Source organism: Paraburkholderia sp. Clong3 (assembly GCF_050436485.1).
Classification (GTDB): Bacteria; Pseudomonadota; Gammaproteobacteria; order Burkholderiales; family Burkholderiaceae; genus Paraburkholderia; species Paraburkholderia tuberum.
On record NZ_JBNDMH010000003.1, the window covers coordinates 2694863 to 2718746 of the forward strand.

Genomic DNA, 23884 nt, shown 5'->3' on the forward strand with positions numbered 1-23884 from the left:
GCCTGCGCCCCCCGGCAAATGCCTCCGTCCGGGTGGACCGCCGGGACGGCAGCATTGCCCCGTCAGGACTTCCAGTACCCGTCGAGGAGAAGCCCCTGCTGCGCCACGCAAGCGTTGTCGCTTTCGATGGCTTGCGCGTTCTCCTTCCGCCATAACCCGCCCTGCCGGCCGGGCGCGAGGCTGGCTACGTCCCCTTGCGCCACTTGCGACCTGTCGAGGCGATGTTCCTTCGCAACACAGACGACGTCCGCGCGGGCAGCGGCGATCGCGGCGGTGGCATCAGCCTGCGTCTCGCACACACCGAGATAGAAGTAGAGCGTCGCGGATGCACCTGGCGCGACCTCCACGCGCTTGCTGAACGCGAGCGATACATCGGGCGCACTGATGTCGGCGTTGTTCTTCAGCGTGCCGTCGGCGTCGAAGCTGTACCAGGCGGACACGGTGGCGCTTTGCGTCGACGCGTCGGCGTTGTTGCCAGCCTGATAGCCGTCGGCCGGCTGCAGCGCGCCTAGGAGCACGAACAACTGACCGGACGCCGTCATGTCCGCGATGAACGCGTTTTGTCCAGCGTCGTACCACGCGTGCACCAGTTTGCTCGCATCAAGATTGTTGAGATGGACCTGATCGAGCACGTTGAACGTGACACGCTCGGCGGTCGGATTGGTCAGCGTGTAGCGAACGATGAAGAACGGCTGATCGGGGGGCGCCACAAAGCTGCGGGTCAGGTCGAGGCGCGATGGCAACGACGCGCCCTGATAGTTTAGGTAGCGCGCCGTCAGTACGCCTGCGTCATCTCCGCCGCTTTCAAACCACGCTTCGGAGTCGAACTTCTCGGCGTGGCTGTAGGAGATTCCGTTGGTTTCGTCGCGGAAGAACCCTGTGTAGTCGACGATCTGGTTCACCGTCCGGCGCGCTAGAGAGCCGCGCAGGTAATGGAGTTCGCTCAGGCATGGGCCTGTCCATGAAGTGTCGATCTGGCTGAGCTTTGCGGCCTTCCAGACGCCAACGAGATCTCGCCAGTTAGACAGATACAACGCGTGCGTGGGGGTGGCCGAAGGCGAAGTCGGGCTCATAGGCATTCCCTGACGGGTGGCGAATCGGACGCCCGGATCGACGCCGTGAGGCGCAGTCGCGCATTGCGCGCCGACAGCGGTAGCGAGTGACCGCTCGGTCTAGCCAACGCCAGCAATCCGGACGAACTCCGGAAGGATGCCGCCATTCGGGGTCTGCGGGATCACGTCCTGGCGAGCTTGCGCGGCGCCGACACGCGCGCCCGCAGCTTATGGTTAATCATATTAGTACAGCGTCGATCGAATTCAGTGGAACGGCTAGCATGGAGACGCCTTTTCCGATCCGAAGTCCGCCACAATACCGGCGAGAAAGCTCCGTTGATGCATCTCGGTTAGGGTTTCCAAAGCATCGAACTCTTCCCACGAAGTTTGCACAGCGATATGGCCAAGGTTTGGAAATCGAAAGAACGTTGCCTGCAAGATCTTTTTTGCAAAGCTACGTAGGCATCCTATTTTTAATAACGGATACTCCAGACGCCCGCCGTAGAAGATCTGCACACGAAACTAGTTCTGACCGTCGACGTAAAGAAACCATTTTCCGGCGAATGCGATCACGCGGTTCCTCACCGTCGCGGAAGTTCGCTGGGTGGATCGAGTCCAATGAAGTACACAAGCCGCTTTCGTCGCCGGGCGCCCTGTTTGTCCTGCTCCTGCGTCCGCCTCGAGTCGAAGCCAGCAGAGCGCAAACCTGGCCGCTTTGTCGCGCTACTCGATATCGTGACGAAGGCGCTTATTCCGATCCTGCTGGTGTGGTCACTTCTCTTCATCGGGCTCAATATGAAGTCCCGCACGCTGGTCGAGCCTGTTTCCGTGCCGACGGCGTTGAGCGGTACAGGCGTGACGGACCTGGCGTTGCAGCAGGCACTCATCACCCGACTCGACCAACTGATCAGCGACGCGAAACAGACCATGCCGGGCGACATCAAAGACGAGTTTCAGGCGGATGTGCCGCTACCCGTGGTGGATATGCCGGGTACTGGCATCTCCCTGCAGAGCTTCGTCCAATACACGAAACAGTTGCTTGGCATCGACGACGTGGTGATCCGCAGCGTCCTGATTTCAGACACAAAGGGCTACACGGTTCACGTCTATGTCACGGGCCCTTCCCTTGCCCTGGATCAAGAAACCAGCCCTCCTGAGAAGACACCGATGGAAGCACTTTCCGGGGCAGCAAGGCTTGTCATGCAGAATTACGATAAATTCGCCTACGCTTCAGCGCTAGCAACCAACGACAGAACCGCCTGCTACGAGCACGGAAACTGCGATTACACGGAATCGATCAAGGCGTTGCATGAAGTCTTGAAGGATGACACTTACGTTCGCTACCACAAGTGGACTTGGCTCGCCCTTTCGAAAGTGGACGAGGATCGGCACGACTTCGCTGGCGAGGTCACAAAAGCGTTGCTGGCAATCCGTCAAGACCGGACGTTGTTCTGGGCTTACTACAACTGGGGGATAGGGCTTAGCGAGCAAGGATGCGATTCGCAGGCGCTCGCGGCATTCAACGCTGCGCTGCGCTATCGACCGACGTCCGACTTTGTCAACAACGCAGCGGGCAGACAGGCGCTCATCCTCGCGGTTGAAAATGATGGCGTCGACCCGAAGCTGCAGAGAAACTATCTCAACTTCGCGTCGAGCTACCTGACGACGGCTACCTATATCAATCCGGCTTACGCCGAAGCCTATGTGAACCTCGCGAAGGTTCTTCTAACGCTTGGCGATAAGCAGGAGGCTACCGATGCCTTCGACGCCGTTCTGCTTGCCGATTCTCCACAGGTGAGGCGTGCAGACTATTTTGAAAAGCGCGCAAACCTGAAGATCAGCAGCGGTCTCCAGATAACGGGGAGGCAATTGCAATCCGTCATTGCGACATTGGAGGACGCCCACGAAGCTGATTCTCTATGCGGCAACTCCAAACTGGCAGGTACGATCCTCGAAACGAAAGGGTGCCTCTCAGCCGAAGAACTGACGATAGAGCAAAAAGCGGGAAATCAGCTCAAGAATATCCGGCGGCCGCCGGAAAAAAGCCGCACCGGCGCATTGAACTGCGACAGGCAAAGTGTCGAAAGGAACGTTGGGGAACCGAGGCCCGAGCTTTTAGCGCCCGTCTATTGATGCTCGATCGCGCTTGCCATAAAGAACGGCCAGTAACCGGCCCGCGGGTGGGCTGCTACGCTGGCGCCGCTTGATCGCGTACAGCACTGTCGGCAGAGCGGGTTACGTCGGTCCAAAGCGCGCGAACCGATCCGTCGCATATGCAAAAGCGGGCTTCAGGTTGACGCACAGCGGCTCAAAGCATGGCACACTGGCTCGTCGTAACTTACGTTTCGTGAGGCGGCCATGTTTGCTTCTAAAATCGTCACGCGTCAGATGAAAGTAGCAGAGAGCTTCGCTGGCACGCGGGCATCTCGGGCAACTCTGCGTCTTCGGCCCCGACAGGGTTCGCGCCTGACGGCCAGCAAGCTTTATGACGAAGACGAACGGAAAGCCTCCCGAGCCAGTTCTAAAACCGGCGGTGTCTCGCGCAATTTCGGCAGCATTCCCACCTCTGCACTTGAGAGTGCGACGGCACCACCCGCAGGCGTCTTGCTGCCAAAACTCGCGATCGGGCGGGTCGACGATCCGCTGGAGCGTGCAGCCGAGCGGGTCGCCGATCAGGTGATGCGGAAGCCGGCCCCCGATGTTTCCGTCGCGTCGGCGAATTCGCGCGCTTCGAAAAAATGCGGAGTTTGCGATCAAGAGAACATGCGGACGCTTCAAACCAGGCCCGCCGCTGCTTCGACCGAACGATCCGCTGAAGCTCCAGCTGCGGTGCACGACGTGATTCGATCACCGGGGCAGCCTTTGGACTCCGCTACGCGAGCCGCTTTCGAGCCGCGCTTTGAACGCGATTTCGGTCAGGTGCGCATTCATCACGACGCGCGAGCCGCAGCATCGGCGCGCGCGGTGCATGCGCTTGCCTACACAGTCGGGCGCGATCTCGTGTTCGGCCAGGGACAGTGGAACCCGCGTGGCGATGCCGGACGGCGGCTTCTCGCTCACGAGCTCGCCCATGTCACTCAGCAGGGCATGTCCCGCCCCCTGCTTCAGCGAGCACCGATACCCGGCTGGAACTTCACGCCATCGGATCTTCAGAATCTGAAGGGCGCCGGCAAGGATCTCACCATTGCACAGGACAGTAGTGAACCGCCCCGGATTTTGTCTCAGGATTACCCATAAGTCGCTCGTGACTATGCGATTGAAGGGCGATGGCTTGTAAACGGTGACGACCGATGTTAACTTTGATCCGGTTCGTGATCTGTGATGCCGGGCATTGTCGGACACCTCTGACCTTGATGATTGGGCAAATGAAGAGTTTGGCGCCGCCGAGCTCGGCGACGCTCGCCTGACCAGACGGCTCGTGACGTTGGCACGCAAGCTTTCGTTGGGCCCACATTGCTCTTTTCCGCAGTCGTTCAATGGTTCGGAGCTGAAGGCGGCATATCGTTTTTTCGACAACCCGCACGTGGATGTCGATGGCGTGCTGGGTGGGCACATCGGTCAAACGCTGTGTCGTATGCAACAGGTGCCAGTCGTCCTTGCTGTTCAGGACACCACCGAGTTCAATTTGTCTCATCTGCGGGCAACCGAAGGTCTGGGATATGGCTCCGATCCACACGTGCGTGGTTTCCTGATACACAGTCTGCTTGCGCTCACGCCAGAGGGGCTGCCACTCGGGGTGATCGGGATGAAGACCTGGAAACGTAGGCACGAGGAGTTGGGCAAGAAACATCTGCGCGGGCAACGAACCGTACAACAAAAAGAGAGCGCGAAATGGCTCGAAGGCATCGAGCAACTGGGCGTACTCAAGGCGCACTGTCCGTGCACGCATGTCATCGGCGTGAGCGACCGTGAAGGCGATGTCTATGATGTGTTCCTGGCGCAGCGGCCTGCCGGCGTCGACTGGTTGGTGCGCGCGTCGTGGAACCGACGCGTTGCTCACCCCGATCGATATTTGTGGGAAACCGTGCTGGCCTCGCCAGTGCTTGGAGAGGCCCAACTGCAGGTGCCTGCACGCGAAAACCGCCCGGCACGCACCGCACGGCTGGTTGTGCGCTGCATGCCCGTACGCCTTCGTCCGCCGCAAAATCGTCGTCGCGAGAAGCTTCCCGAAATTGAAGTGTTTGCAATTCATGCACAGGAAACGAACTTGGACGAAGGAGCAGAGCCATTGGAATGGCTTCTACTGACTTCGGTGCCTACGCAAACGCACGCTCAGGCCCTTGAGCGTCTGGCATGGTATGCGCGCCGATGGACGATTGAATCGTGGCATCGTGTGCTTAAAAGTGGCTGTCGCATTGAAGCCCGCCAATTTGGCAATCTCGATCGATTCGTCCGCGCCACCGCATTGTTCGCCGTAGTAAGCTGGAGGATCCTGTACTCCATGTTGCTCGCAAGGCTTGATGGCAACCTGCCATGCGAAGTATTGCTGCAGCCAATCGAGTGGCGAGCCCTCTACTGTCGTACGCATGGCAGTACTGAAATACCTGATAAACCGCCATCACTGGCGCAGGTCATCTTGTGGATCGCCAGACTCGGCGGGTATCTCGCTCGAAAGCATGATCGTCCGCCTGGTCCTACCGTCATCTGGCGTGGATTTCTTGTCCTGCACGAAATCACGATGATGTACCGAATATTCAGGCAAAACGAATAGCACCATCACATTACTTGTGGGTAATCCTGAGGGATTTTGTGGAGGCTCCAACTCTTGAGAGAATGGAGCCATGAACAAGAAGGTAACCAAGTTTTCCCCGGAAGTCCGGGAGCGCGCAGTGCGGCTGGTGCGCGAGCAGCGTAGCGAACATCCGTCGATGTGGGCGGCGGTCGAATCGATTGCGCCCATGATCGGCTGCACACCGCAGACACTGCACGAGTGGATCAAGCGCGACCAGGTCGACCACGGTGAGCGCGATGGCGTGACCACAGACGAGCGCGAGCGCCTCAAGGCCTTGGAGCGCGAAGTCAAGGAGTTGCGTCGTGCCAACGAGATTCTCAAGGTCGCGAGCGCGTTTTTCGCCCAGGCGGAGCTCGACCGCCGTTTCAAGTCCTGAAGGCCTTCATCGATCAGCATCGCGACACCTTCGGGGTCGAGCCGATCTGCAAGGTCTTGCGGATTGCCCCGTCGGGTTACCGACGCCATGCCGCGCAGCTTCGTGATCCGTCGCGGCGCTGTGTTCGCGCAATCCGCGATGAACGTCTGCGGCCGGAGATCAAGCGTGTGTGGCAGGCCAACATGCAGGTCTACGGCGCGGATAAAGTCTGGAAGCAGATGAACCGGGAGCGTATCGCGGTGGCGCGCTGCACGGTCGAACGGTTGATGAAGCAACTGGGTTTGCGCGGCGTGATGCGAGGCAAGCGTGTTCGCACGACTGTTCCTGATGCCATAGCCCCGCGCCCGCTGGATCGGGTCAATCGCCAGTTCAAGGCGGCACGGCCGAACCAGCTCTGGGTTTCGGATTTCACCTACGTTTCGACGTGGCAGGGCTGGCTGTATGTGGCTTTCGTGATCGATGTGTTCGCTCGCCGTATCGTCGGCTGGCGAGTCAGCAGCTCGATGACCACGGACTTCGTTCTGGATGCACTTGAACAGGCGCTTTACGCGCGGCGCCCGGGCGACGACGGAACCTTGATACACCATTCGGACAGAGGGTCCCAATACGTCAGCATTCGCTACAGCGAACGGCTGGCCGAAGCGGGCATCGAACCGTCGGTCGGCAGCCGGGGCGACAGCTATGACAACGCCTTGGCTGAAACGATCAACGGTTTGTACAAGGCTGAACTGATTCATCGCCGCACCTGGAAAACGCGGGAATCCGTTGAACTAGCAACGCTGGAGTGGGTGGCCTGGTTCAATCATCATCGATTGATGGAACCCCTCGGCTATATCCCGCCCGCCGAAGCTGAGGCAAACTACTATCGGCAACTTGAAACAGCTGCCGCAGAACCCGCATCAACTTAAACCAACCAGCCTCCACGATTCCCGGGGCGGTTCAGTAGTTGGTTTCCCGCGAAGCTACAGGTGAATCTCCTGAACACGCTGCGATTCGTTCCGGGTCCGAATCTTTCGCCGTCTGGAACCGAGGGAATCAATGTTCTGGACTTCTTCCACGGCCACATCGTGGTGGATAAAAAGGCCCTGCTGGTGGATTGGGAAGGCAATGAGCGGCCTCCTGAGCAGGTGCTGAAGCACGCGAGCGATTTCGAGAGGCAAGAAAAAGCGGCCGCCGCGACAACCCTCGGCGGCAGTTTCAAGGAAACCAAGTTCGGTCCGAGTCTGCATTTCGGTAAGTACCCTGTGACCCAGAAGAACCTGCCCGCCTTCACGGCGGCGATCGAGAAGCTCTTGCCAGCCTTTGGAAATGTCCTCGACGAAGCCGCGACCGTACCCGGCGCTGCGGTGATGTACCACACGTTCGAGTTGCTCACGCCCAGCGAGATCGCCGCCAAGGGGCAGAAACTTCGCTCTGAAGATCCTCGCCGACACTATGTCACGCCGCTCGACACGAACATACCAAGACAGTACACGCCGCCATCGGGTGCAAGCTACGAGCAGGAGTATGTCGTTATCGCGCCATTCTCCTTCCTGGTCGACACCGGCGGAAGCGTCCATGTGCGCCCCTTCGCCGCCAGCGCCGGATCGGGCTTCACGTCGCTCGAGCTCAGCACGGTCACGGGCACACCGTTTACCGGAGAACCTTTCCCGGTCCCCCTCGATCATTGAGATCGGGGCATTATGTCCAGCGCATGCGCGCGGCGCCGCCCGCTATCGCACACGGCTCGTTGACCGGCATCACGGACGTGCGTGATGTTTTGATGCTCCGCATGACGATCGAGACCGAAAGTGCGGCGATCCTGGCAAGCGCCGCGGTTCACAGCAAGAATACGGAAAAATCGAAGGTGCACGAAAACGCATGGTGGAAGCATTCGAAGAGCGCCGTCCGGACCTTGATGAGGATATTGCATTTCATATCGCGACTGCACGTGCGAGCCTGTGCCGGTGCCTAGTGGCCTCCGCCATGACCGCCGCTTTGGCCCCCGCCCTGCTCGAAGTGAGTGCTGCCACCGTGGAACCCATGGTGAAAGCCGTCGTCATGGTCAAAGTCGTGGAAGCGGTGGAAACCGCCGCCAAGGAATACGCATGGCTGGCCGCGAGACGGACACCCGGCATAGAACTCGCATGGATAACTCGGATACGCCGCGCACGTGTTGTAATAACCTGGCTCCGCAGCGCAATCTATCGCGCCAAGCAGCAGCATGGCAAACAGAACCTTTACCTTCATGACGCAAACCTGCCATACCCCGTTCTCTCAATACTCGTCACCATTATTCACAGCCAGTGGCATGGTGGTGGCGCCCTCATCGGATGGCATGTTGTGCGGGACAGGCGGCACGTTTTGTGTGTCCAGTGCCGCTGTCACGGTCCTGATCGCCTATCCACTGCCGCTGCCGCTGCATCGACAGAATGACTCAGTTTACACCGTTCGATCCAGTTGATAACCAGACTTGCTTTCTTGAAAGTGAAGTAGACGGCGACCAGAGAAAGCACGAATGCCGCGATCGATATCCAAGTTCAAATGTTCATATATGGTTGCGCGCAAAATGGAGCACATTCATAGGGACCGGTCAGCAGCAATGCAATATCTGCTTCATTCTCGTCACAACCCGCCAGCGGTGCAGCGATGGGTGCGAGCCAGGCTGGACAGATCGCATCATAGCTTTGCGTCTCGACTGTAAATCCATTGGCTCACGATTCTCAAGGTGGAAGGCGGCTCCTGAATGTCGGCATTCAACGATGAATTCTTGAGTGAACGAGCATCTGAAATGCCGTAGCAGCAACGCTGGCCCCAGCCGAACCGTTCGCCAGCGGAACACCGATGATCACCACATTTATAGGATGGTCGGTTCCTCGTTCTTATGGAAAGCTTCGCATCAGGCCGAACATCAGACGCCAAAACCACTGGCCCTGTCCACGCTTGCTGGCCTCGCGTTTCAGATTCTGCTTAACTATCCGTCATGCAACGTCTGGTTTAACGATCCGCGCAAACGCCCAACATCGGCCCCAACTTACCGTTCAGCTTTCCCTTTAAATTTTTCCGCCTTTTGCTTTATTCGACAGGGGTTGTGACAAGTTAAGCAAAAAATGACTCGATGATCATCTTTCGCTTAACTGAAAATATCCGCGCAAAACTGCGGTGCCGTCCGTCCTGAGCACTCAACTCACGACCGAGCCGCATTGCTATCCCGCAGCGGCGTGCTGACTCGAAAGGCCTGCCAGTATCTTGCCCGGCAAAATGGGCAGGTCGCGCACACGCAAGCCAATGGCGTCGTAGACGGCTGCGGCCACTGCGGCATCCACGCCGGTCGCGCCGAGTTCTCCGATGCCGCGGGTACCGATCGCACTTGCATGCGGATCATACTCACTGACGAAGTGGATCTTGATATCGAGCGGAATGTCCGCATTCACCGGGACCGCCACGTTCGACAGATTCTTCGCGAGCCAGCCACCGGTATTGGGCTCCTGCACGCTTTCTTCCATCGTCGCCTTGCCCCAACCCCAGATGATCGCGCCCGTCATCTGGCTTCGCGCCGTTTTCGGATTGATAATCCGGCCCGCGGAATAGGCACCCACCGCCCGGCGCAAGCGCACGAGGCCAAGCTCGGGATCGACGCCTACTTCGACAAAGATCGCACCCCACGTCCGCATCGCGTATGGCGTACCGTCGCCGTCCGCGCTGAAGCTGGCGCCACCCGGAAGCGTGAACGCACCGTCCGCGACCATCTCCGGTAGATTAGCCCGCCGCAGGCTCGCGCGAACGTCTTTCCCGCCGAGCGCATCGAGCTTCGCGTTGATTTCCCGGCAAGCCAGTGCGATCGCGCTTCCCGTGCTGCCCGTGGCGCTCGATCCATAGACGGGACTCGCCGGGTGAAGGTTGGTATCGCCCCACACAATCGACACGTTCTCGATCGGCAAGCCCAGCTCTTCGGCCGCGATCTGGCAAAAGACCGTCTGCGTGCCAGGTGCCGATATCGTGCGTGTTCGCCTCGATCAGCGCCGTGCCGTCGGACCTCAGGCGCACGCGCGCCCCGCCGGGAAAGCGGAAATTGCCCATTGAGCTCGTCGCCATCCCATGTCCGATGCGCCACGCTCCGTCTCGTCGTGGCGTCTCGCCGCGCGTGCGCCAGCCATAAAGGCGCGCACCTTCCTCATATGCGTCGCGAAGCTTTTTTGACGACCAGGGCTTGTTCGTATGCGGATCGACCTCGGCGTAGTTCGCCAGTCGTAGATCGAGCGGATCGATCTTCAGCGCCACGGCGAGTTCGTCCATCGCGCTTTCGAGCGCCCATAGCCCCGGACCTTCCACCGGCGCGCGCATTGGCGTGGGCACGTTGATGTTGCGCCGCTCCAGCCACTGCTTGGTGCGAATGGCGGGCGACGCATAAAGCGTCTTGCTTGCTTCGCTTGCGGGCTCCAGATGCGTGTCCGCAATCGCGCTCGAATTGACGACTTCGTGATCGATGGCGCTGAGCCGGCCGTCCGCCGTTGCCGCAAGCTTGATGTCCTGTTTCACCCACGGCTGATAGCCGACGCAGACGAACTGATCGTGACGCCGCAGATGAAGCTTCACGGGCCGCCCCGCGACGCGTGCCGCGGCGGCGGCAAGAATCTGGTGCGGCCACACATATCCCTTCGAGCCGAACCCGCCGCCCGTGTGCGGTGCGATCACGTGAATGTCGTCCGGCCTCATGCCGAGTGCCGCGGCTACGACAAGCGGCACATTCTCGCTCGCCTGAACCGCATCCCACAGCGTGAGCTTGCCGTGCTCGAATCGCGCAACGGTGCCCGATGTCTCCATCGCATTGTGGTGACGCGCGGCTTGAATATACGTCGCCGCCACGCTTGCGTGTGCGGTTCCGAAAATCGCATCGACGTCGCCCATCTCCAGATCGTCGCCGAGCATGCGTGGCTCGGGCGGCGGCTCGCGCGTCGCGGCGCCGGGAAGGACGGGGTCGTCGCGCTCGCAACGGACAAGCACGGCATCGCGGCCGGCTTCCGCCGCCTCGATGGATTCCGCAAGCACGATTGCGACCGGCTCGCCTTCGTACCGAATCGCGTCGTTTTGCAACGGCAGCGCGAGCACCGCCGCTGGCGGCTGAACCGCACCGAATCGCGGCATATCGTGCGCGGTAAGCACCCGCACCACACCCGGTAAGGTAAGTGCCGCGTTGGCATCCACGTCGATCAGCCGGCCCGACGCGACGGGCGCGCCGACCAACGCAGCATGAAGCGTGCCGGGCGGCGTGTTGTCAGCTGCGAATTTCGCCTGTCCCGTGACCTTCGCCTGGCCTTCCACGCGGGAGACCGCCGTGCCGATGCTCATGATCGCCCTGCTGCCGTCAGTAACGCACGCACCGCGGCATTGCGCGCCATCGTCACCTTGTAGCCATTGTGAGCGAGCGGCCGGGCGTCGCTCATTGCCGCGTCGACAATCGGCGTGACCACTTCCTTGGTCGGCGCCTGCCCGGCCAGCGACGCCTCGGCGGCTGGAAGGCGCCACGGACGTTGCGCCACCGAGCCAAGTGCGATGCGCGCCGACACAATGCGATCCCGATCGAGCTCCACGGATGCGGCTGCCGAGACCAGCGCATATTCGTAGCTGGCGCGCTCGCGGACTTTTACGTAGGCCGATCGTGCGTCCGCGCGGATGGGTATGTGAAAGGAGACGATCACTTCGTCGGCAGCCAGTCTCGTCTCGAGCCGGGCGGCATCGCCGCCCATGCCGGCCGCTTCCTGCTGCGTCAGGTGGAACTCCGTCATCTTGATCATTCGACCGCCGTTCGGCCCGATGACCTCAGCTGTCGCATCCAGACAAGCCAGTGCCACAGCCGGATCGGACGGTTGAACCGCGACGCATGCGTCGGTCCAGCCAAAAATTGCATGCCGTTCGTTGATGCCATTGCGCGCGGGGCAGCCCGACCCGGGATTGCGCTTGTTGCAGCCCCATGGCAACGGCGCTTCCGAACGAAAATAAGCGCATCGCGTCTTTTGCATCACATTGCCGCCGAGCGTCGCGCGGTTGCGCACCTGCGCCGAAGCGGCGAGCAGACAGGCTTGAGCCAGCGCGCTCGCGTGGGCGCCGACGAGCGCGTCTTCACCGATCACGTTCAGGTCCGTCAGCGCGCCGATCACCAGATCGTCACGCTCGCGCACAATACGAACGAGACCTGTGAGTCCACCGACATCGATGACGCGATCGGGCGCTGCGATGCCGAGCCGCATCCAGTTGAGCAGCTCCGTACCGCCCGCGATGATCGCCACGCTGCCCGCCGCCAACGACGCGACTACCTGTTGCGCGGTTGCGCCACGCGCGTATTCGAAGTTTTTCATCGTTCGTGCCCGGCCGCGCCGGCGGCATCGAGCACGGCCGCCGCGATCTGCGGATAGCAAGAGCAGCGGCACAGATTGCCGCTCATCCATTCGCGAACGCTCGCCTCATCGGTCGCGTGCCCTTCAGCGATGCAGGCGACCGCGGAGACGATTTGCCCGGGTGTGCAATAGCCGCACTGAAAGGCATCGTGCTCGATAAATGCCTGCTGTACCGGATGCAGCGTCCCGTCGGAGGCGGCCAGACCTTCGACAGTCGTGACCTCGCAGCCTTCACATTGCACGACGAGCGTCAGACAGCTGTTCATCCGCTTGCCGTCGACCAGCACGGTGCAGGTGCCGCATGCGCCTTCGTTACAGCCCTTCTTGGCGCCGCTGAGACCCGAGTCTTCGCGCAACCAGTCCAGCAGCGTGACGCGCGGGTTCACCGTAGCGGCCCGCGGCTGGCCGTTCACACGCATCGCCACCGTGATGCTGCTTGACCAAGGCAGCCCGGCGTCTCCATTTGGAGCTAATTGCTCCCCGAAAGTAGCGTCGTCCATTCCCAATTCCTTGCCGGTTTCAACAATCACTCTGCTTGTATATAGACCATATGGAGTTGATATCAAGGGACGATATCCTTCCTGCTTCCGCACCGTCTCCCAAAGAATCGATCCGGCTCGAACTGCAACGGCGAGCTGCTCGCATGCACTCGCTCGACACTTGCAAGCGGGCCAGCGTCAGCGGGCGCAGAACACGGTTCCACGCGGAAGGCCGCGACCGAGGCGCGATGAGTGCCGCGCCGGCATACGCCAGCGAAAAGGACAACCCATTGCGCGGGATTGGGGGCGACTGGATCGCCAGTCTGGATGAATGACGCGACATGATCCCTCCCGAAACGTGGTTCGTGGAAAGTCGTCGTCGCGGAACGCAGATTGTTGCGACCAGGCAAGGCGCGAAAGCCGCCATACCGCACAACACAGCCTAATGGTAGCAGCGCGTTTCAAAAGACCCACTGGTATTTGGGCATGCACCCGGTGCTTGCTGGTACCGCTTCAAGCGTGGATGTGTGTCGGTCGCCGCGGCGGCAGGAATGGCGGTTCAACCCTCGGAAGCGGACGGAGAGAGCGGCAAGAAGCATTGGTCGCCGGCAAATAGCGATAGAATGCCCACTCTGCAAAAGACAATATTGACGGGGTAGACGGCATGGAGCGGCCGGGCGCGCAGCGTTGGCATGAGCAAACGTTTCTAGGTGTCTTTCGCGGACAACCTGAGAAGGAGCAGGCGTTCCTCCGGATATGCCTGGGCACGGTCGTGTTGATCGGCTATATCGCCGTCGCCGCGCTCCAACGCACGGCCGCCGCGTATGACACTCTGGGCGTGGTTTTCGCATACGTTGTATTCGGCGTGGCGACATACGTAGCCGCGACCGCCGCGACTGGTCGGCCGCGCCTTCGATTGACGGTCACCACCATTGCAGACCAGGCGCTTGTCATGACTGCCTTGGCGCTCGGCGGGCGCGTGGCGCTGCCCTTGCTCTGGGTCGTGTTCTGGTTTCTTGTGGGTGCCGGTTGCCGCCACGGCAAGCGGCCGTTGCTACTTTCATGTGCAGTTGCGCTTGCAGGTGTCGTGATTTTGATGCACGTCGAGCCGTGGTGGAGAGAAAACCTCGCGGTGGGATTGGGCATCATGCTCAGCATCGCGGCGACTTCCGTGTACTTGATGGCCCTCGTGCATCGGCTCGAACGGCAGGCTGCGACGGACCCTCTGACAGGACTCAGCAACCGCACTCGCCTCGAGCAGGCGATCGCTAAAGCGACTGCGGCGCGAGACGCCGATAAAGGACAGTCTGTCTTGCTGTTCATCGATCTCGACGGCTTCAAGTACGTCAATGACGCTTATGGGCATGCGGTGGGTGATGAACTGTTGCAGTGCTTCGCCAACGGTCTGCAGACACGCATTCGCCGCGGCGATACGGTTGCCCGCCTGGGAGGCGACGAGTTCGCGGTGCTCGCCCGCCACGTGCATGGCGACGCCGGCGCGCGCGCGATTGCCGACGGTATTCACGACATCCTTCATGGGCTTCGAGAGATCGGCGGTCATCCGGTCGCCGTATCGGCCAGCATTGGCGTGCGCATGCTCGGTACCAATAGCGCGGACGGACGTCTTGATGTACACGCCCTGATGCGCCAGGCCGATAGCGCGATGTATCGCGCCAAAGCGAACGGGACGGACAAAACCTCATTCTTCGATGAGACGGGTGCCGGCGTGTAAGCGGATCGGGTTCCCGGCGGTGCCCTGCTCGTGTTGGCGAGCGCATTTGATGCAGGCGCAGGGCCGCGGCCGCTCGTATCTGGGAGCATGTGCGCGTCGTCTCGCTGCGGAAAGTAGTTTCATTTCGCGGCTGGAGTTTGGCCCGGAGTGGGGCGAACTGAGACGGTCGCCATCCGGCCACGAACGGCCATACGCTCGAGCATTCGGACAGACACTCAAACGTCCGGTCCACTCAGATAGCGGACCTATGCCTGTCAGTCGAGCTCATTGCGTTACCTCACGGAAGCACACAACCAGGAACGGTCGCATGCCTTACGGACGGTGTGCTCAGTACACACCTGGCACGCCCGGTGGACGATTCTTGAAGCGTCGATGCACCCAGTAATATTGCTCTGGGCACCGATTGATCTGCGTTTCAAGAAATTCATTCATTCGGCGCGCGTCGATCGTCTCACTTTCTGAGGGAAAGTCGCTGAGCGGCTCGAAGATGGTCAGCTTATACCCGCGGTAGTCGGGCAATACTTCAGTCACGAATGGTACAACCCGCGCATGGGCCAGTCGAGCAAGGCGCGAAACCGAAGTGAGTGTGCACGCGGGGACGCCAAAAAACGGCACAAAAACGGAGTTGTGTATGCCGTGATCCATGTCAGCAGCCAGCATGACTGGTTTGCCTGAACGAAGTAAGCCGACGATCTTTCTGGCGCTTGTCGAACGTTCAATCATCTCGGCGCCAAATCTGCCGCGTTGCCGCTTGGCTAGACTGCAAAGGCGCGCGTTCGACATGCGTGTATATAGTGAGGCGGCGGGCACGCGCGTTGAGTAGAGTATGCAGCCGACCTCGATGCTCACGAAATGGAAGCCAAGAAAGATGGTCGGCGGAGCGTTCCTGTCTTCCAGATCGATTCGACTTTCGATGTGGACCAGCTCTCGTATCCTCTGCGCGCTGCCGAACCATTGAATCCCTCGTTCGAGATAGCTTCGAACGACGTGGCGAAAATGGTTTCTGGCAAGGTCGTCGTACTCGCACTCGCTCTTGCCCGGAAAACAGAGACGCAGATTGACGAGAGCGATATGTTTTCGGGAGCTTGGAAGTGCATATAACATTGCCCCAAGCGCGCTGCCGAACCTTGCGACGAGCGTATAGGGAAGGACTGCGAAGACGCGCAGCAGCACTACAATCAAGACATAGCCTAATCGCCCCAAGAACCTCCCCCGCTCGCGAGAATCACTCATCGCGACACGGAAAAATACGAATACTTACGGATGTGTAACAAAATTCGAGATCCTGGTGGCATAGCATGGCGATGGCCGAGAAGTATCGCACGTACTGCGTTGTGACGGGCGGATTCAACCGCTCGGACGCACTTTGATGCAACCCTTGGAATGTCGGCTCCCGCCCAGACTCCAGACCTTCTGTCCGCAATCTGGCCATGGTCTGGCGTCGCATGCCCCATCCGTCGCCATAAGCATGGTGGCAACGTCTGCGAAGCTACCGACGCCGCTTCGCTCAAAACGCTTACGTCCATTGGAACAAGCCGGCCCTCTCGGCAAGAGCCGATCGGCGTCGAGGTTTTTTGTTTCGGCAAAGATCCAGGTGACGCGTCTCTCAGCGCCCAACCGGCCTGAATAAGCGATTCTTGTCGAGCGTGGCTGGATCGAGCGTATTCTCGCTGCCTTCCGCAGGCGACTCGGGGGCGGCGTCTTCCAGCGCCGGCCCGGTATAGCGGCCTCGTGGCCGTATGACCTTGCTCACCCGGAGTTGCTCAATGCAGTGCGCGAGCAAACCCACGCTCCGGGCTGTTGCGAACAACGCGAACGACGCATCGCGCGGCAACGCCAGTTGAGCCGTCAGGGCCGCAAGCGCAACGTCGATATTTGGCTTGAGCCCGGTCAGCTCAACCACCTTGTTGATGAACGACATGATCTCTTGAGGCGGATTCAGCACTTCGAGCACTGCGGCCGCCCTCGGATCGCCGTCCGGATACAGATGATGTCCAAACCCGGGGATTGGAATGGCCGACTGCAAGTGATGGGCAACCACGTGCTGCGCACCGAGTCTTCCGACGTCGTCGAACACGGCCCGCACGCGGCCTGACGCGTCGCCATGCAGTGGGCCGGAGAATGTCGCGAGTCCCGTGAGCAGGCATCCGGGCAGCGACGCGCCGGTGGAGGCGGTAATCCTGGCGGCGAACGCGGAACTCGTAATCTCATGGTCGGCCACGAGGACTAAGGCACGGCGGATAAGTTCGGCGCCATCGCGGTCCTGGCCCCAACCAAGCGCGAGCCGCTCATGCGTCATTTGTGCGTTCGCGCCGCGTCGCGCACCAAACGCTTGTGCGATGAGCGCCACGAGCCGGCCGGCCTCGACATGCAGTGCGCTGTCCGTGCGTCCGAGGGTCGAGTGTCCACAGGCCGCGAGCGCTGCCAGCGATGTGAACGCGCATTGCCTGCCGCGCTCATCGCCCTGTAGCGGCAACTCGCCGCTTTCGAAGGAAACGGGGGCGCGCGCGTTCCAGAGAATGGCCGCCACGTCTTCAAGCGTCGCCGCGTCCGAAAGCCGGATGCTATCCCGCCCCCGGTAGTAGGGCCGGCCTTTTGAGAAGGTGGTAATGCTGCTGTAAATGCAGGGTTCCGCACCGAATATGGTCCCGGCGGCGAGCGCTTCGCGCTTGCGTCCCACCTGCTTTTTTCGGCACAGACCGGCGACGTCCTCCGCGCGATAGAGGCTCTTGCGTGGGTCGAGCGGATCCGGCATGACGGCGATGGTACCTCGACTTACATACGCATAGACAGTCTGCGCCTGCACTCCGAGTTGTCGAGCCGCTTCAGTCAGAGTGATCCAGTTTCGCATGGGATGGCAAGCAAGGTGATGCAGCGCAACGGGGCAACGGGGGAGTGACGACGCAGATCGCGCCTTGCACTCGAGCACGACCGATCCAGCGCCAATATTGACGTTTTTTCAGGTAAAAGTCATCTCGGCGGGTCGCCGCTCCAGTATCTCAACGAGAACGTCACCGGGCGACCGCACGAAGCAGGCTCTGACGCCGGGGCGAACCTGCTTGATCGGTTCGACGATTTCCGCGTCGCAGAGCAACAGATGCACGAACGCCGCGTCGATATCGTCCACGACCACGCCGAAATGATCTATGCCCTGCTGCCGCTCGCAGAGAGGGTGGCCGGCTTGGGCGCTCGCCAGCGAGGTGATGAAAAGGTTGATGCTGCCGATGCGCAAATCCACTCGCCCAGGACGACGCACGATCTCGGCGTTCAGGCAGCGCGCAAACCATGCCGCAGTGGCTTCGGCGTCCGCCGAGCACAGTTGCAGATGATCCCACTTGAATTCAATCATCCGATTTCACCGTATAGTTGAAAGCATCACAGTTCGATGCGGGAAAGCTTGCCCAGCAGCACGGAATACGAAAACGTTCCGAGCAGGCAGATCGCGCCCATCAGGTTGAGGGCCCAGTAGAAGTGGCCGGTGTGCTGGGTGATGTAGCCGATCATGAGCGGCGTGGTGACGGCCGCGATGTTGGCTGCGAGGCTCGTGATGCTGCTGGTCAGTCCCACGTACTGTCGAGGCGCGATTTCGGAAACGGCGGCCCACGACATCGACCCGACGCCCTGCGCGAAGAACGCGATCGTCAGGATGGCGATCACCAACTCGTTCGACTCGACGAAATTGACAAGCACGATAGACGCGCCGAGCATCGTGCCGATGATGAGCGGAGCCTTGCGCGCTGTCGAAAGCGCCACTCCGCGCCGAATAAAAAAGTCCGAAAGGGAGCCGGCCGCGAGAATGCCGACCGTGGCACCGATAAAAGGCAGTGCCTGGAAGATCCCAACCTTGATCATCGACATGTGACGCGCTTCGATCAGATAGGTCATGAACCACGTGGTGAAGAAGACCAGCAGCGTGTTGTTACAGAACTTGCCGAGACAGATGGCGAGAACCTGGCGGTAGCTGAGCAGCTTGAGCGCCATGCGCCAGTCGAACTTCTCGCGGGGCTTGCGCGTCGCCGCGGCACCTTCATTGATGTATTGCAGCTCGGTGGCATTCACGCGCGGGTGCTGATGCGGATCGCGGTAAACCCGGTACCAGAGCAGACTGAACAGAATGCCGAAGCCACCGGTCACATAAAAAACCGTCCGCCAACCGTACGCGGCGAAGATCCACAGCAACAATCCGGTGAACAAGGGCGTCCCGATGTATTGCCCCATTACATAGACGCTGGTCGCGAAGCCGCGTTCCCGGGCGGGAAACCACAAGGTCACGGCGCGTGCGTTTGAAGGGAAGGCCGGCGCTTCCAGTGCGCCGATGGCGAACCGCGACCCGAGCAGCATCTGATAGCCGGTCGCGAAACCCTGCGTCAGCGTGGCGAATGACCAACCGACCAGAGACAGCGCATAGGCGAGGCGTGAGCCGAGAATGTCGGTCAGCACCCCGCCGGGCACCAGCGCGATGGAATAGGCAAGACCAAATGCCGCAAACAGCTCGCCCATCTGCATCTTGTTGAGCGCCAGCCCCTTCGAGAGGCCCGGCGCAACGATGCCCAGCGCCGACCGGTCTACGTAATTCAGAATGGTGGCCATGAGCAACATCGAGAGCACGACGTAGCGGACTCTGGAGCGATTCGTGGTATCCGCGTAAGCCGGGGTTCCCACCGGCAATGTTTGTTCCTCTGCGATTTTCATCGGTGTCTCCGTAACATTAGCCTGTTGTTTTTTTAGTTGGCTTAAGGGCGATTTATCCGCGGCCGACGAACGGCATGGCGGTCGCCATGATGGTCATGTTGAGAACATTGGCTTCGAGCGGAAGACTGGCCATGTGCACGACTGCATTCGCCACGTGCGTCACATCCATTCTTGCTTCGGGTGCCAGGCGTCCGTCCGCTTGCAGTACGCCGCGGTTCATCCGTTCAGTGAGCGATGTGGCGGCGTTGCCGATGTCGATCTGGCTGCAGGCGATGTTGAATGCGCGTCCGTCCAGCGCGATCGATCTGGTGATGCCAGTCACAGCATGTTTTGTTGCCGTATAGGCAATGGTGTGCGGCCTTGGCGAGTGGGCGGAGATCGATCCGTTGTTGATGATTCGTCCGCCTTGCGGGGACTGTGCCTTCATCAAACGATAAGCGGCGCGAGCGCAGAGGAAAACGCCGGTCAGATTGGTGGCCACGACGTCGTTCCAGAAGTCGACTTCGTAGTCTTCCAGAGGGACAGCCCCAGCATTGCGCCCCGCGTTGTTGAACAGCACGTCGAGCCGACCGAATGCCTCGGCAATTCCCGAAAACGCGTGCTCGACCGATGCTGCGTCGCCAACGTCGGCCTGGAATACATCCGCTTCTCCCCCCGCCCTGCCGATTGCTTCCTTTGTTTCCAGCAGCGGCTCGGCTCTGCGCCCGATCAGCGCGACGGCGAATCCTGCGTTAGCAAGTGCGACGGCGGCGGTTCGGCCGATGCCGGAGCCGGCGCCCGTAACGGCTGCGAACTTCTTCGATGCAGACATTTCCTTTCCTCTCGTCAAGTCAATTGGACATGGGAAACAGAGTTGCATTCGCATCAGGGGTTGAGCAATCTTGATTCATTGAATCAACATCCGCGGGCCTTGCGGATGGGGATCGCATCAGGGTTTTCCTGATGCGCGTGTGGCCGCAAGCAAGATTGAAGAGGGACAAAACGGAAACAAATCGCAACGCGCAGGCGCCGCGAACAATAGGAGCGAGTCATCACCGAGAAGTTGATTCATCCAATCAACATTGACGGCCCGGTCAGCGATTTCGTAGTCTCTCGACGTCTGCCTACCAAAGGAAAAACCATGTCGGAAGATAAACGCACCAGCCTGTTGATTGCGCGAACGGTTCCCACCGCCGTGGCTAATCGCGCTGCGGCCGAATTCCATGCCTTCGTGACCGAGTCCGATATGAACTCGTGGTCTGTCGTCGACTTCTGCAAGAAGCACGACGTGCCGGCCGTACTCATCGGGAAAAAATCCGGCCTGCAAGCGGAACACATTGCCGCGCTGCCTTCGACGGTCAAGATTATTGCGAACGCGAGCGCGGGCTTCGATCACATGGACGTAGCGGCGGCCCGTGAAAGGGGAATCGTCGTGACGAACGCGCCCGATGCGTTGACCGAGTGCACAGCCGATTTTTCCATGCTGCTCTTGCTGGCTGCGTGCCGTCGCGCGTCAGAATACGAACGGATCATGCGCAACGGATGGGGCAAATCGTTCGGCATGACCGAGATGCTGGGTATGCGAGTGAATGGCAAGACGCTCGGCATCGTCGGATTTGGGCGTATTGGACGGGCGGTCGCTAAGCGTGCGCAGGGATTCGGCATGCGCGTGATCTACACGGACATGCGCCGTGCGGCCCCGTCGCTGGAAAATGGCGCGACCTTCTATGCCGCTCTCGACGAAATGCTGCCGCACTGCCAGGTCCTCACGCTGCACGTGCCGGGTGGAAGCGTCCCGCTCATGACGAAAAGAGAGTTTGGACTCCTTCCCGCAGGCGCGATTTTTGTTAACGCGGCGCGTGGCGGCCTGGTGGACGAAGATGCGCTTTATGACGCCCTGACGTCGGGTCATCTGTTCAGCGCGGCTCTGGATGTGTACCGGAACGAGCCCAACGTCGACAAGCGGTTTGCTGAGCTCGACAACGTGTTCCTGACGCCCCATATGGCCAGCGCAACGATCGAGACCCGCGACCAGATGGGCTTTACGGCGCTGGACAATATCGCCGCCGTGCTGGAAGGACGGCCCGCCTCGAATCCTGTCTAAGGCTCGCCCTCATCGGGACAGTAACGTTGCGACGCCGGCTGACCAGCCGTCTCCCGATAAACATCGACCAACGGCCGTTGTACACGCAAGCAGCCGTTGGTTTCGCACCGGGCCGAAGGGCGGCAGTGGGTCGTAAGTACGCGTTGGCGGATTTGAGAGTCGCCGCTCCGGAGCCGCCTCGGGCGAGCGCTACGGTGTGCCCGGCAACGAAGCGGTGCTCAACGCGTTCTTGCGCTACCACCATACGCAGGGGCTTTCCGAACGGATAATGACTATCGACGAACTGTTCGCGCCCTCCACCACGGCGCAGTTCGTTATCTGACGCCATTCGCGGGGGCGGCGAAAATCTCTTCCTCTGGCCCGAGACAGGTTTCTCCATGCGCGCCAACCATGCTTCGCCTACGCAAACTGGCATGCCCGTGCTCCAGACGACGGGCCATATCTCCTCGTTCGGCAACGACGCGATTGCATTGCGCTGGACGAACGAGGACGAACGTCTCGCCGGTTTCTCACTGATCGATTGCGAGCGCAAACGCACGTTACGCATCGTCGCGCCGCTCACGCTCACGCTCGCTGACGGAACCACCATGGGCCTGGCCGAGCTGAGGGTCGTTGCGCCCGTGAGCGACGCGGCGCTCGAACCCAACCCGCATGCGTCCCGCTTGGGCGAACGAATCGCAGGGCGACGCGCGAGCGTCTCCCTGGTAGATACACATGGACGCCTAAAGGTGCAATGGAGCGTGGAGCAGCGCGAAGGGTCACGATATCTGCGCGTCCAGCTGGCGATTACGGCGCTTCTTCAGGACGAAGCGATCGCTGCCGTCTCATTGCTGAAGACGCGCGCTCCGGGCGCCAGGGCCAGTAGTGAGCGCAAGGGCACGCCGGTCATTGCGGGCAACTTCTATCTGGGCTTCGAGCACCCGCTGGCGACAAGTCAGGTGAAGGGCGACAGCCTCAGCTTCATGCTGCATCGCGCGTTGCCGCTGGAGAAAAACAGGACGCTGGTCTACTCCGCTGTAGCAGGTGTAGCCAGCGACGGCCAGGTTCGGCGCGACTTCGGCATCTATCTGGAGCGGGAACGGGCTCGCCCGTATCGCCCGTTTCTGCACTACAACAGCTGGGGCGACATCGGCTACCTCACGCCGTACACGCAGGAGCAGGCGCTCGAGCGCATCGCAACGATCGGCCACGAGTTGCACACAGCGCGCGGGGTGCAGATCGATTCGCTTCTGTTCGACGATGGCTGGGACGACCTTGGCGGCGGCTGGCATTTCAGCAAGGCATTTCCACATGGCTTCGTTCCGCTGCGCGACGCTGCCGCGCGATTCGGCGCCGCTCCCGGCATATGGCTTTCCCCGTGGGGCGGCTACGGTATGCCGAAACAGGAACGCGTGACGCGAGGACGTGCCGCTGGTTATGAGGTCATCGACAACGGTCTCGCATTATCGGGGCCGACGTATTACCGGCGCTTTCATGAAGTCGTGATGGACTTGCTCGACAAGGGCGGCGTCAACCATTTCAAGTTCGACGGCACAGGCAATGCCGACAGGGTGTTCCCCGGCAGCCTGTTCGACAGCGATTGGGACGCGGCGATTCAACTGATCGAGGACATCCGCGCGGCCAAACCCGAAACCTTCATCAATCTCACCACAGGTACGCATCCGTCGCCGTTCTGGCTGCGCCACGTCGACTCCATCTGGCGCGGCGGCAGCGACGATGGCCTGGCGGGCAGCGGCGCGAACCGCGAGCGCTGGATCACATACCGCGACACGCAGACGTATCGCAACGTCGTGGAGCGCAGTCCGCTCTTTCCGCTCAATTCGCTGATGCTGCACGGCATCCTCTACGCGCAGTGCAATCCACGCCTCAATGCGTCGGCGGGCGACGCATTCTCCAACGAAGTGTGGTCGTTCTTCGGGACCGGCACGCAATTGCAGGAGCTCTACATTACGCCGGCGCTACTGCGCGAGCACGACTGGGATGTGCTTGCGCGCGCCGCCCAATGGGCGCGAGAAAACGGCGACATTCTTCGCGACAGTCATTGGATCGGCGGAGCGCCGGACGAACAGGCGGCCTACGGTTGGGCAGCGTGGGCGCCGCACAAGGCGATCGTGACGCTGCGCAATCCTCACAGTCGCACGCAACGCTTCACACTCGAGCTGCGGCGCCAACTGGAACTGCCGGATAACGCGACGGCACGATTCGAATCGCGCAGCCTTGGGCGTGCGGGGGATTCCGGTATTCCTGCTCAACTGGACGCTGATCTGTCGCAAGCAGTGCAACTGGCGCCGTTCGAAGTGCTCACGCTCGAACTGCTGCCGGTTGCCGCCGCGAAGCGGTGAAGGGGGGACGAGGCGTAGGCGC

The 23884-nt window shown here is 60.7% G+C and carries 19 protein-coding genes, 1 pseudogene and 1 other annotated feature; of the genes and pseudogenes, 10 read left to right on the forward strand and 10 right to left on the reverse strand.

Translation table 11 applies throughout. The annotated features are described in order from the left end of the window. Positions 1 to 62: 62 nt before the first annotated feature. On the reverse strand, positions 63 to 902 hold the full coding sequence (locus tag OKW30_RS35750; protein ID WP_429348943.1) for a type II toxin-antitoxin system CcdA family antitoxin: 840 nt from the start codon (positions 900 to 902) through the stop codon (positions 63 to 65). Between the two features lie 768 nt (positions 903 to 1670). Between OKW30_RS35750 and OKW30_RS35755 the strand changes: the two genes are divergently transcribed. The 6 genes from OKW30_RS35755 to OKW30_RS35780 all read left to right on the forward strand — a co-directional run bounded on the left by OKW30_RS35755 (position 1671) and on the right by OKW30_RS35780 (position 8575). Next, a complete protein-coding gene (locus OKW30_RS35755) occupies positions 1671 to 3185 on the forward strand; it encodes a tetratricopeptide repeat protein (protein WP_429348944.1) in 1515 nt (504 codons plus the stop codon). Between the two features lie 225 nt (positions 3186 to 3410). Continuing rightward, entirely contained in the window at positions 3411 to 4289 is an 879-nt protein-coding gene (locus tag OKW30_RS35760; RefSeq protein ID WP_429348945.1) for a DUF4157 domain-containing protein, read from the forward strand. Positions 4290 to 4383: 94 nt separating this feature from the next. Further along, on the forward strand, positions 4384 to 5763 hold the full coding sequence (locus OKW30_RS35765; protein ID WP_429345740.1) for an IS4 family transposase: 1380 nt from the start codon (positions 4384 to 4386) through the stop codon (positions 5761 to 5763). A 70-nt stretch (positions 5764 to 5833) separates the two neighbouring features. Next, positions 5834 to 7068 (forward strand): IS3 family transposase gene (locus tag OKW30_RS35770; RefSeq protein WP_429348946.1). Its coding sequence is split into 2 segments (ribosomal slippage): positions 5834 to 6125 and positions 6125 to 7068, totalling 1236 coding nucleotides; the frame shifts between segments, so codons are not numbered across the junction. Then, positions 6115 to 6231 (forward strand) — a sequence feature (AL1L pseudoknot). It overlaps the preceding gene by 117 nt. Positions 7069 to 7128: 60 nt before the next feature. Further along, the gene (locus tag OKW30_RS35775) at positions 7129 to 7830 is read left to right on the forward strand and encodes a hypothetical protein (protein WP_429348947.1); all 702 of its coding nucleotides are present in this window, start codon (positions 7129 to 7131) and stop codon (positions 7828 to 7830) included. Positions 7831 to 8020: 190 nt separating this feature from the next. After that, entirely contained in the window at positions 8021 to 8575 is a 555-nt protein-coding gene (locus tag OKW30_RS35780; protein ID WP_429348948.1) for a hypothetical protein, read from the forward strand. Between the two features lie 770 nt (positions 8576 to 9345). On the opposite strand, the gene OKW30_RS35785 is transcribed toward OKW30_RS35780, so the two are convergent. The 4 genes and pseudogenes from OKW30_RS35785 to OKW30_RS35800 all read right to left on the reverse strand — a co-directional run bounded on the left by OKW30_RS35785 (position 9346) and on the right by OKW30_RS35800 (position 13034). Then, entirely contained in the window at positions 9346 to 10065 is a 720-nt protein-coding gene (locus OKW30_RS35785; protein WP_429348949.1) for a molybdopterin cofactor-binding domain-containing protein, read from the reverse strand. 370 nt (positions 10066 to 10435) lie between these two features. Then, positions 10436 to 11488, reverse strand: a pseudogene (locus OKW30_RS35790) (xanthine dehydrogenase family protein molybdopterin-binding subunit); the annotation flags it as partial. Further along, complete coding sequence (locus OKW30_RS35795; protein WP_429348950.1) at positions 11485 to 12495, reverse strand: FAD binding domain-containing protein; 1011 nt, start codon at positions 12493 to 12495, stop codon at positions 11485 to 11487. The pseudogene OKW30_RS35790 and the gene OKW30_RS35795, both read right to left, overlap by 4 nt. Further along, on the reverse strand, positions 12492 to 13034 hold the full coding sequence (locus OKW30_RS35800) for a (2Fe-2S)-binding protein (RefSeq protein WP_184074296.1): 543 nt from the start codon (positions 13032 to 13034) through the stop codon (positions 12492 to 12494). The genes OKW30_RS35795 and OKW30_RS35800 overlap by 4 nt, the downstream gene beginning before the upstream one ends. Before the next feature lie 643 nt (positions 13035 to 13677). On the opposite strand from OKW30_RS35800, the gene OKW30_RS35805 reads away from it, so the two are divergent. Continuing rightward, positions 13678 to 14745 carry a diguanylate cyclase domain-containing protein gene (locus OKW30_RS35805; RefSeq protein ID WP_429348951.1) on the forward strand — a complete coding sequence of 356 codons (1068 nt, stop codon included), beginning with the start codon at positions 13678 to 13680 and terminating at the stop codon, positions 14743 to 14745. A 327-nt stretch (positions 14746 to 15072) separates the two neighbouring features. Here OKW30_RS35805 and OKW30_RS35810 read toward each other — a convergent pair whose 3' ends face one another. From OKW30_RS35810 to OKW30_RS35830, 5 genes are all read right to left on the reverse strand, one after another. Then, positions 15073 to 15978: a lipid A biosynthesis lauroyl acyltransferase gene (locus OKW30_RS35810; protein ID WP_429348952.1), complete on the reverse strand. Its 906-nt coding sequence runs from the start codon at positions 15976 to 15978 to the stop codon at positions 15073 to 15075. Between the two features lie 373 nt (positions 15979 to 16351). Beyond that, positions 16352 to 17596 (reverse strand): citrate synthase, encoded by a 1245-nt coding sequence (locus tag OKW30_RS35815; protein WP_187613146.1) that lies wholly within the window; start codon positions 17594 to 17596, stop codon positions 16352 to 16354. A 108-nt stretch (positions 17597 to 17704) separates the two neighbouring features. Further along, positions 17705 to 18094, reverse strand: a complete 390-nt coding sequence (locus OKW30_RS35820) for a VOC family protein (protein ID WP_429348953.1) — start codon at positions 18092 to 18094, stop codon at positions 17705 to 17707. A gap of 26 nt (positions 18095 to 18120) precedes the next feature. Next, a complete protein-coding gene (locus OKW30_RS35825) occupies positions 18121 to 19437 on the reverse strand; it encodes an MFS transporter (protein ID WP_184073671.1) in 1317 nt (438 codons plus the stop codon). 52 nt (positions 19438 to 19489) lie between these two features. Continuing rightward, the gene (locus tag OKW30_RS35830; protein WP_090807441.1) at positions 19490 to 20248 is read right to left on the reverse strand and encodes an SDR family oxidoreductase; all 759 of its coding nucleotides are present in this window, start codon (positions 20246 to 20248) and stop codon (positions 19490 to 19492) included. A 309-nt stretch (positions 20249 to 20557) separates the two neighbouring features. On the opposite strand from OKW30_RS35830, the gene OKW30_RS35835 reads away from it, so the two are divergent. From OKW30_RS35835 to OKW30_RS35845, 3 genes are all read left to right on the forward strand, one after another. Continuing rightward, the gene (locus tag OKW30_RS35835) at positions 20558 to 21520 is read left to right on the forward strand and encodes a 2-hydroxyacid dehydrogenase (protein ID WP_184073670.1); all 963 of its coding nucleotides are present in this window, start codon (positions 20558 to 20560) and stop codon (positions 21518 to 21520) included. 196 nt (positions 21521 to 21716) lie between these two features. Continuing rightward, on the forward strand, positions 21717 to 21842 hold the full coding sequence (locus OKW30_RS35840) for a hypothetical protein (protein WP_260321215.1): 126 nt from the start codon (positions 21717 to 21719) through the stop codon (positions 21840 to 21842). Positions 21843 to 21897: 55 nt separating this feature from the next. Further along, positions 21898 to 23862, forward strand: coding sequence for an enterotoxin (locus OKW30_RS35845; RefSeq protein WP_429348954.1), 1965 nt, complete (start codon positions 21898 to 21900; stop codon positions 23860 to 23862). Positions 23863 to 23884: the final 22 nt, after the last annotated feature.

Bases quoted from the DNA above. Each gene is read 5' to 3' on its own strand.
- OKW30_RS35755 (WP_429348944.1), top strand. From the start codon at position 1,671: ATGAAGTACACAAGCCGCTTTCGTCGCCGGGCGCCCTGTTTGTCCTGC.
- OKW30_RS35760 (WP_429348945.1), top strand. From the start codon at position 3,411: ATGTTTGCTTCTAAAATCGTCACGCGTCAGATGAAAGTAGCAGAGAGC.
- OKW30_RS35780 (WP_429348948.1), top strand. From the start codon at position 8,021: ATGGTGGAAGCATTCGAAGAGCGCCGTCCGGACCTTGATGAGGATATT.
- OKW30_RS35795 (WP_429348950.1), bottom strand. From the start codon at position 12,495: ATGAAAAACTTCGAATACGCGCGTGGCGCAACCGCGCAACAGGTAGTC.
- OKW30_RS35800 (WP_184074296.1), bottom strand. From the start codon at position 13,034: ATGGACGACGCTACTTTCGGGGAGCAATTAGCTCCAAATGGAGACGCC.
- OKW30_RS35805 (WP_429348951.1), top strand. From the start codon at position 13,678: ATGGAGCGGCCGGGCGCGCAGCGTTGGCATGAGCAAACGTTTCTAGGT.
- OKW30_RS35810 (WP_429348952.1), bottom strand. From the start codon at position 15,978: ATGAGTGATTCTCGCGAGCGGGGGAGGTTCTTGGGGCGATTAGGCTAT.
- OKW30_RS35815 (WP_187613146.1), bottom strand. From the start codon at position 17,596: ATGCGAAACTGGATCACTCTGACTGAAGCGGCTCGACAACTCGGAGTG.
- OKW30_RS35820 (WP_429348953.1), bottom strand. From the start codon at position 18,094: ATGATTGAATTCAAGTGGGATCATCTGCAACTGTGCTCGGCGGACGCC.
- OKW30_RS35825 (WP_184073671.1), bottom strand. From the start codon at position 19,437: ATGAAAATCGCAGAGGAACAAACATTGCCGGTGGGAACCCCGGCTTAC.
- OKW30_RS35830 (WP_090807441.1), bottom strand. From the start codon at position 20,248: ATGTCTGCATCGAAGAAGTTCGCAGCCGTTACGGGCGCCGGCTCCGGC.
- OKW30_RS35835 (WP_184073670.1), top strand. From the start codon at position 20,558: ATGTCGGAAGATAAACGCACCAGCCTGTTGATTGCGCGAACGGTTCCC.
- OKW30_RS35845 (WP_429348954.1), top strand. From the start codon at position 21,898: ATGCGCGCCAACCATGCTTCGCCTACGCAAACTGGCATGCCCGTGCTC.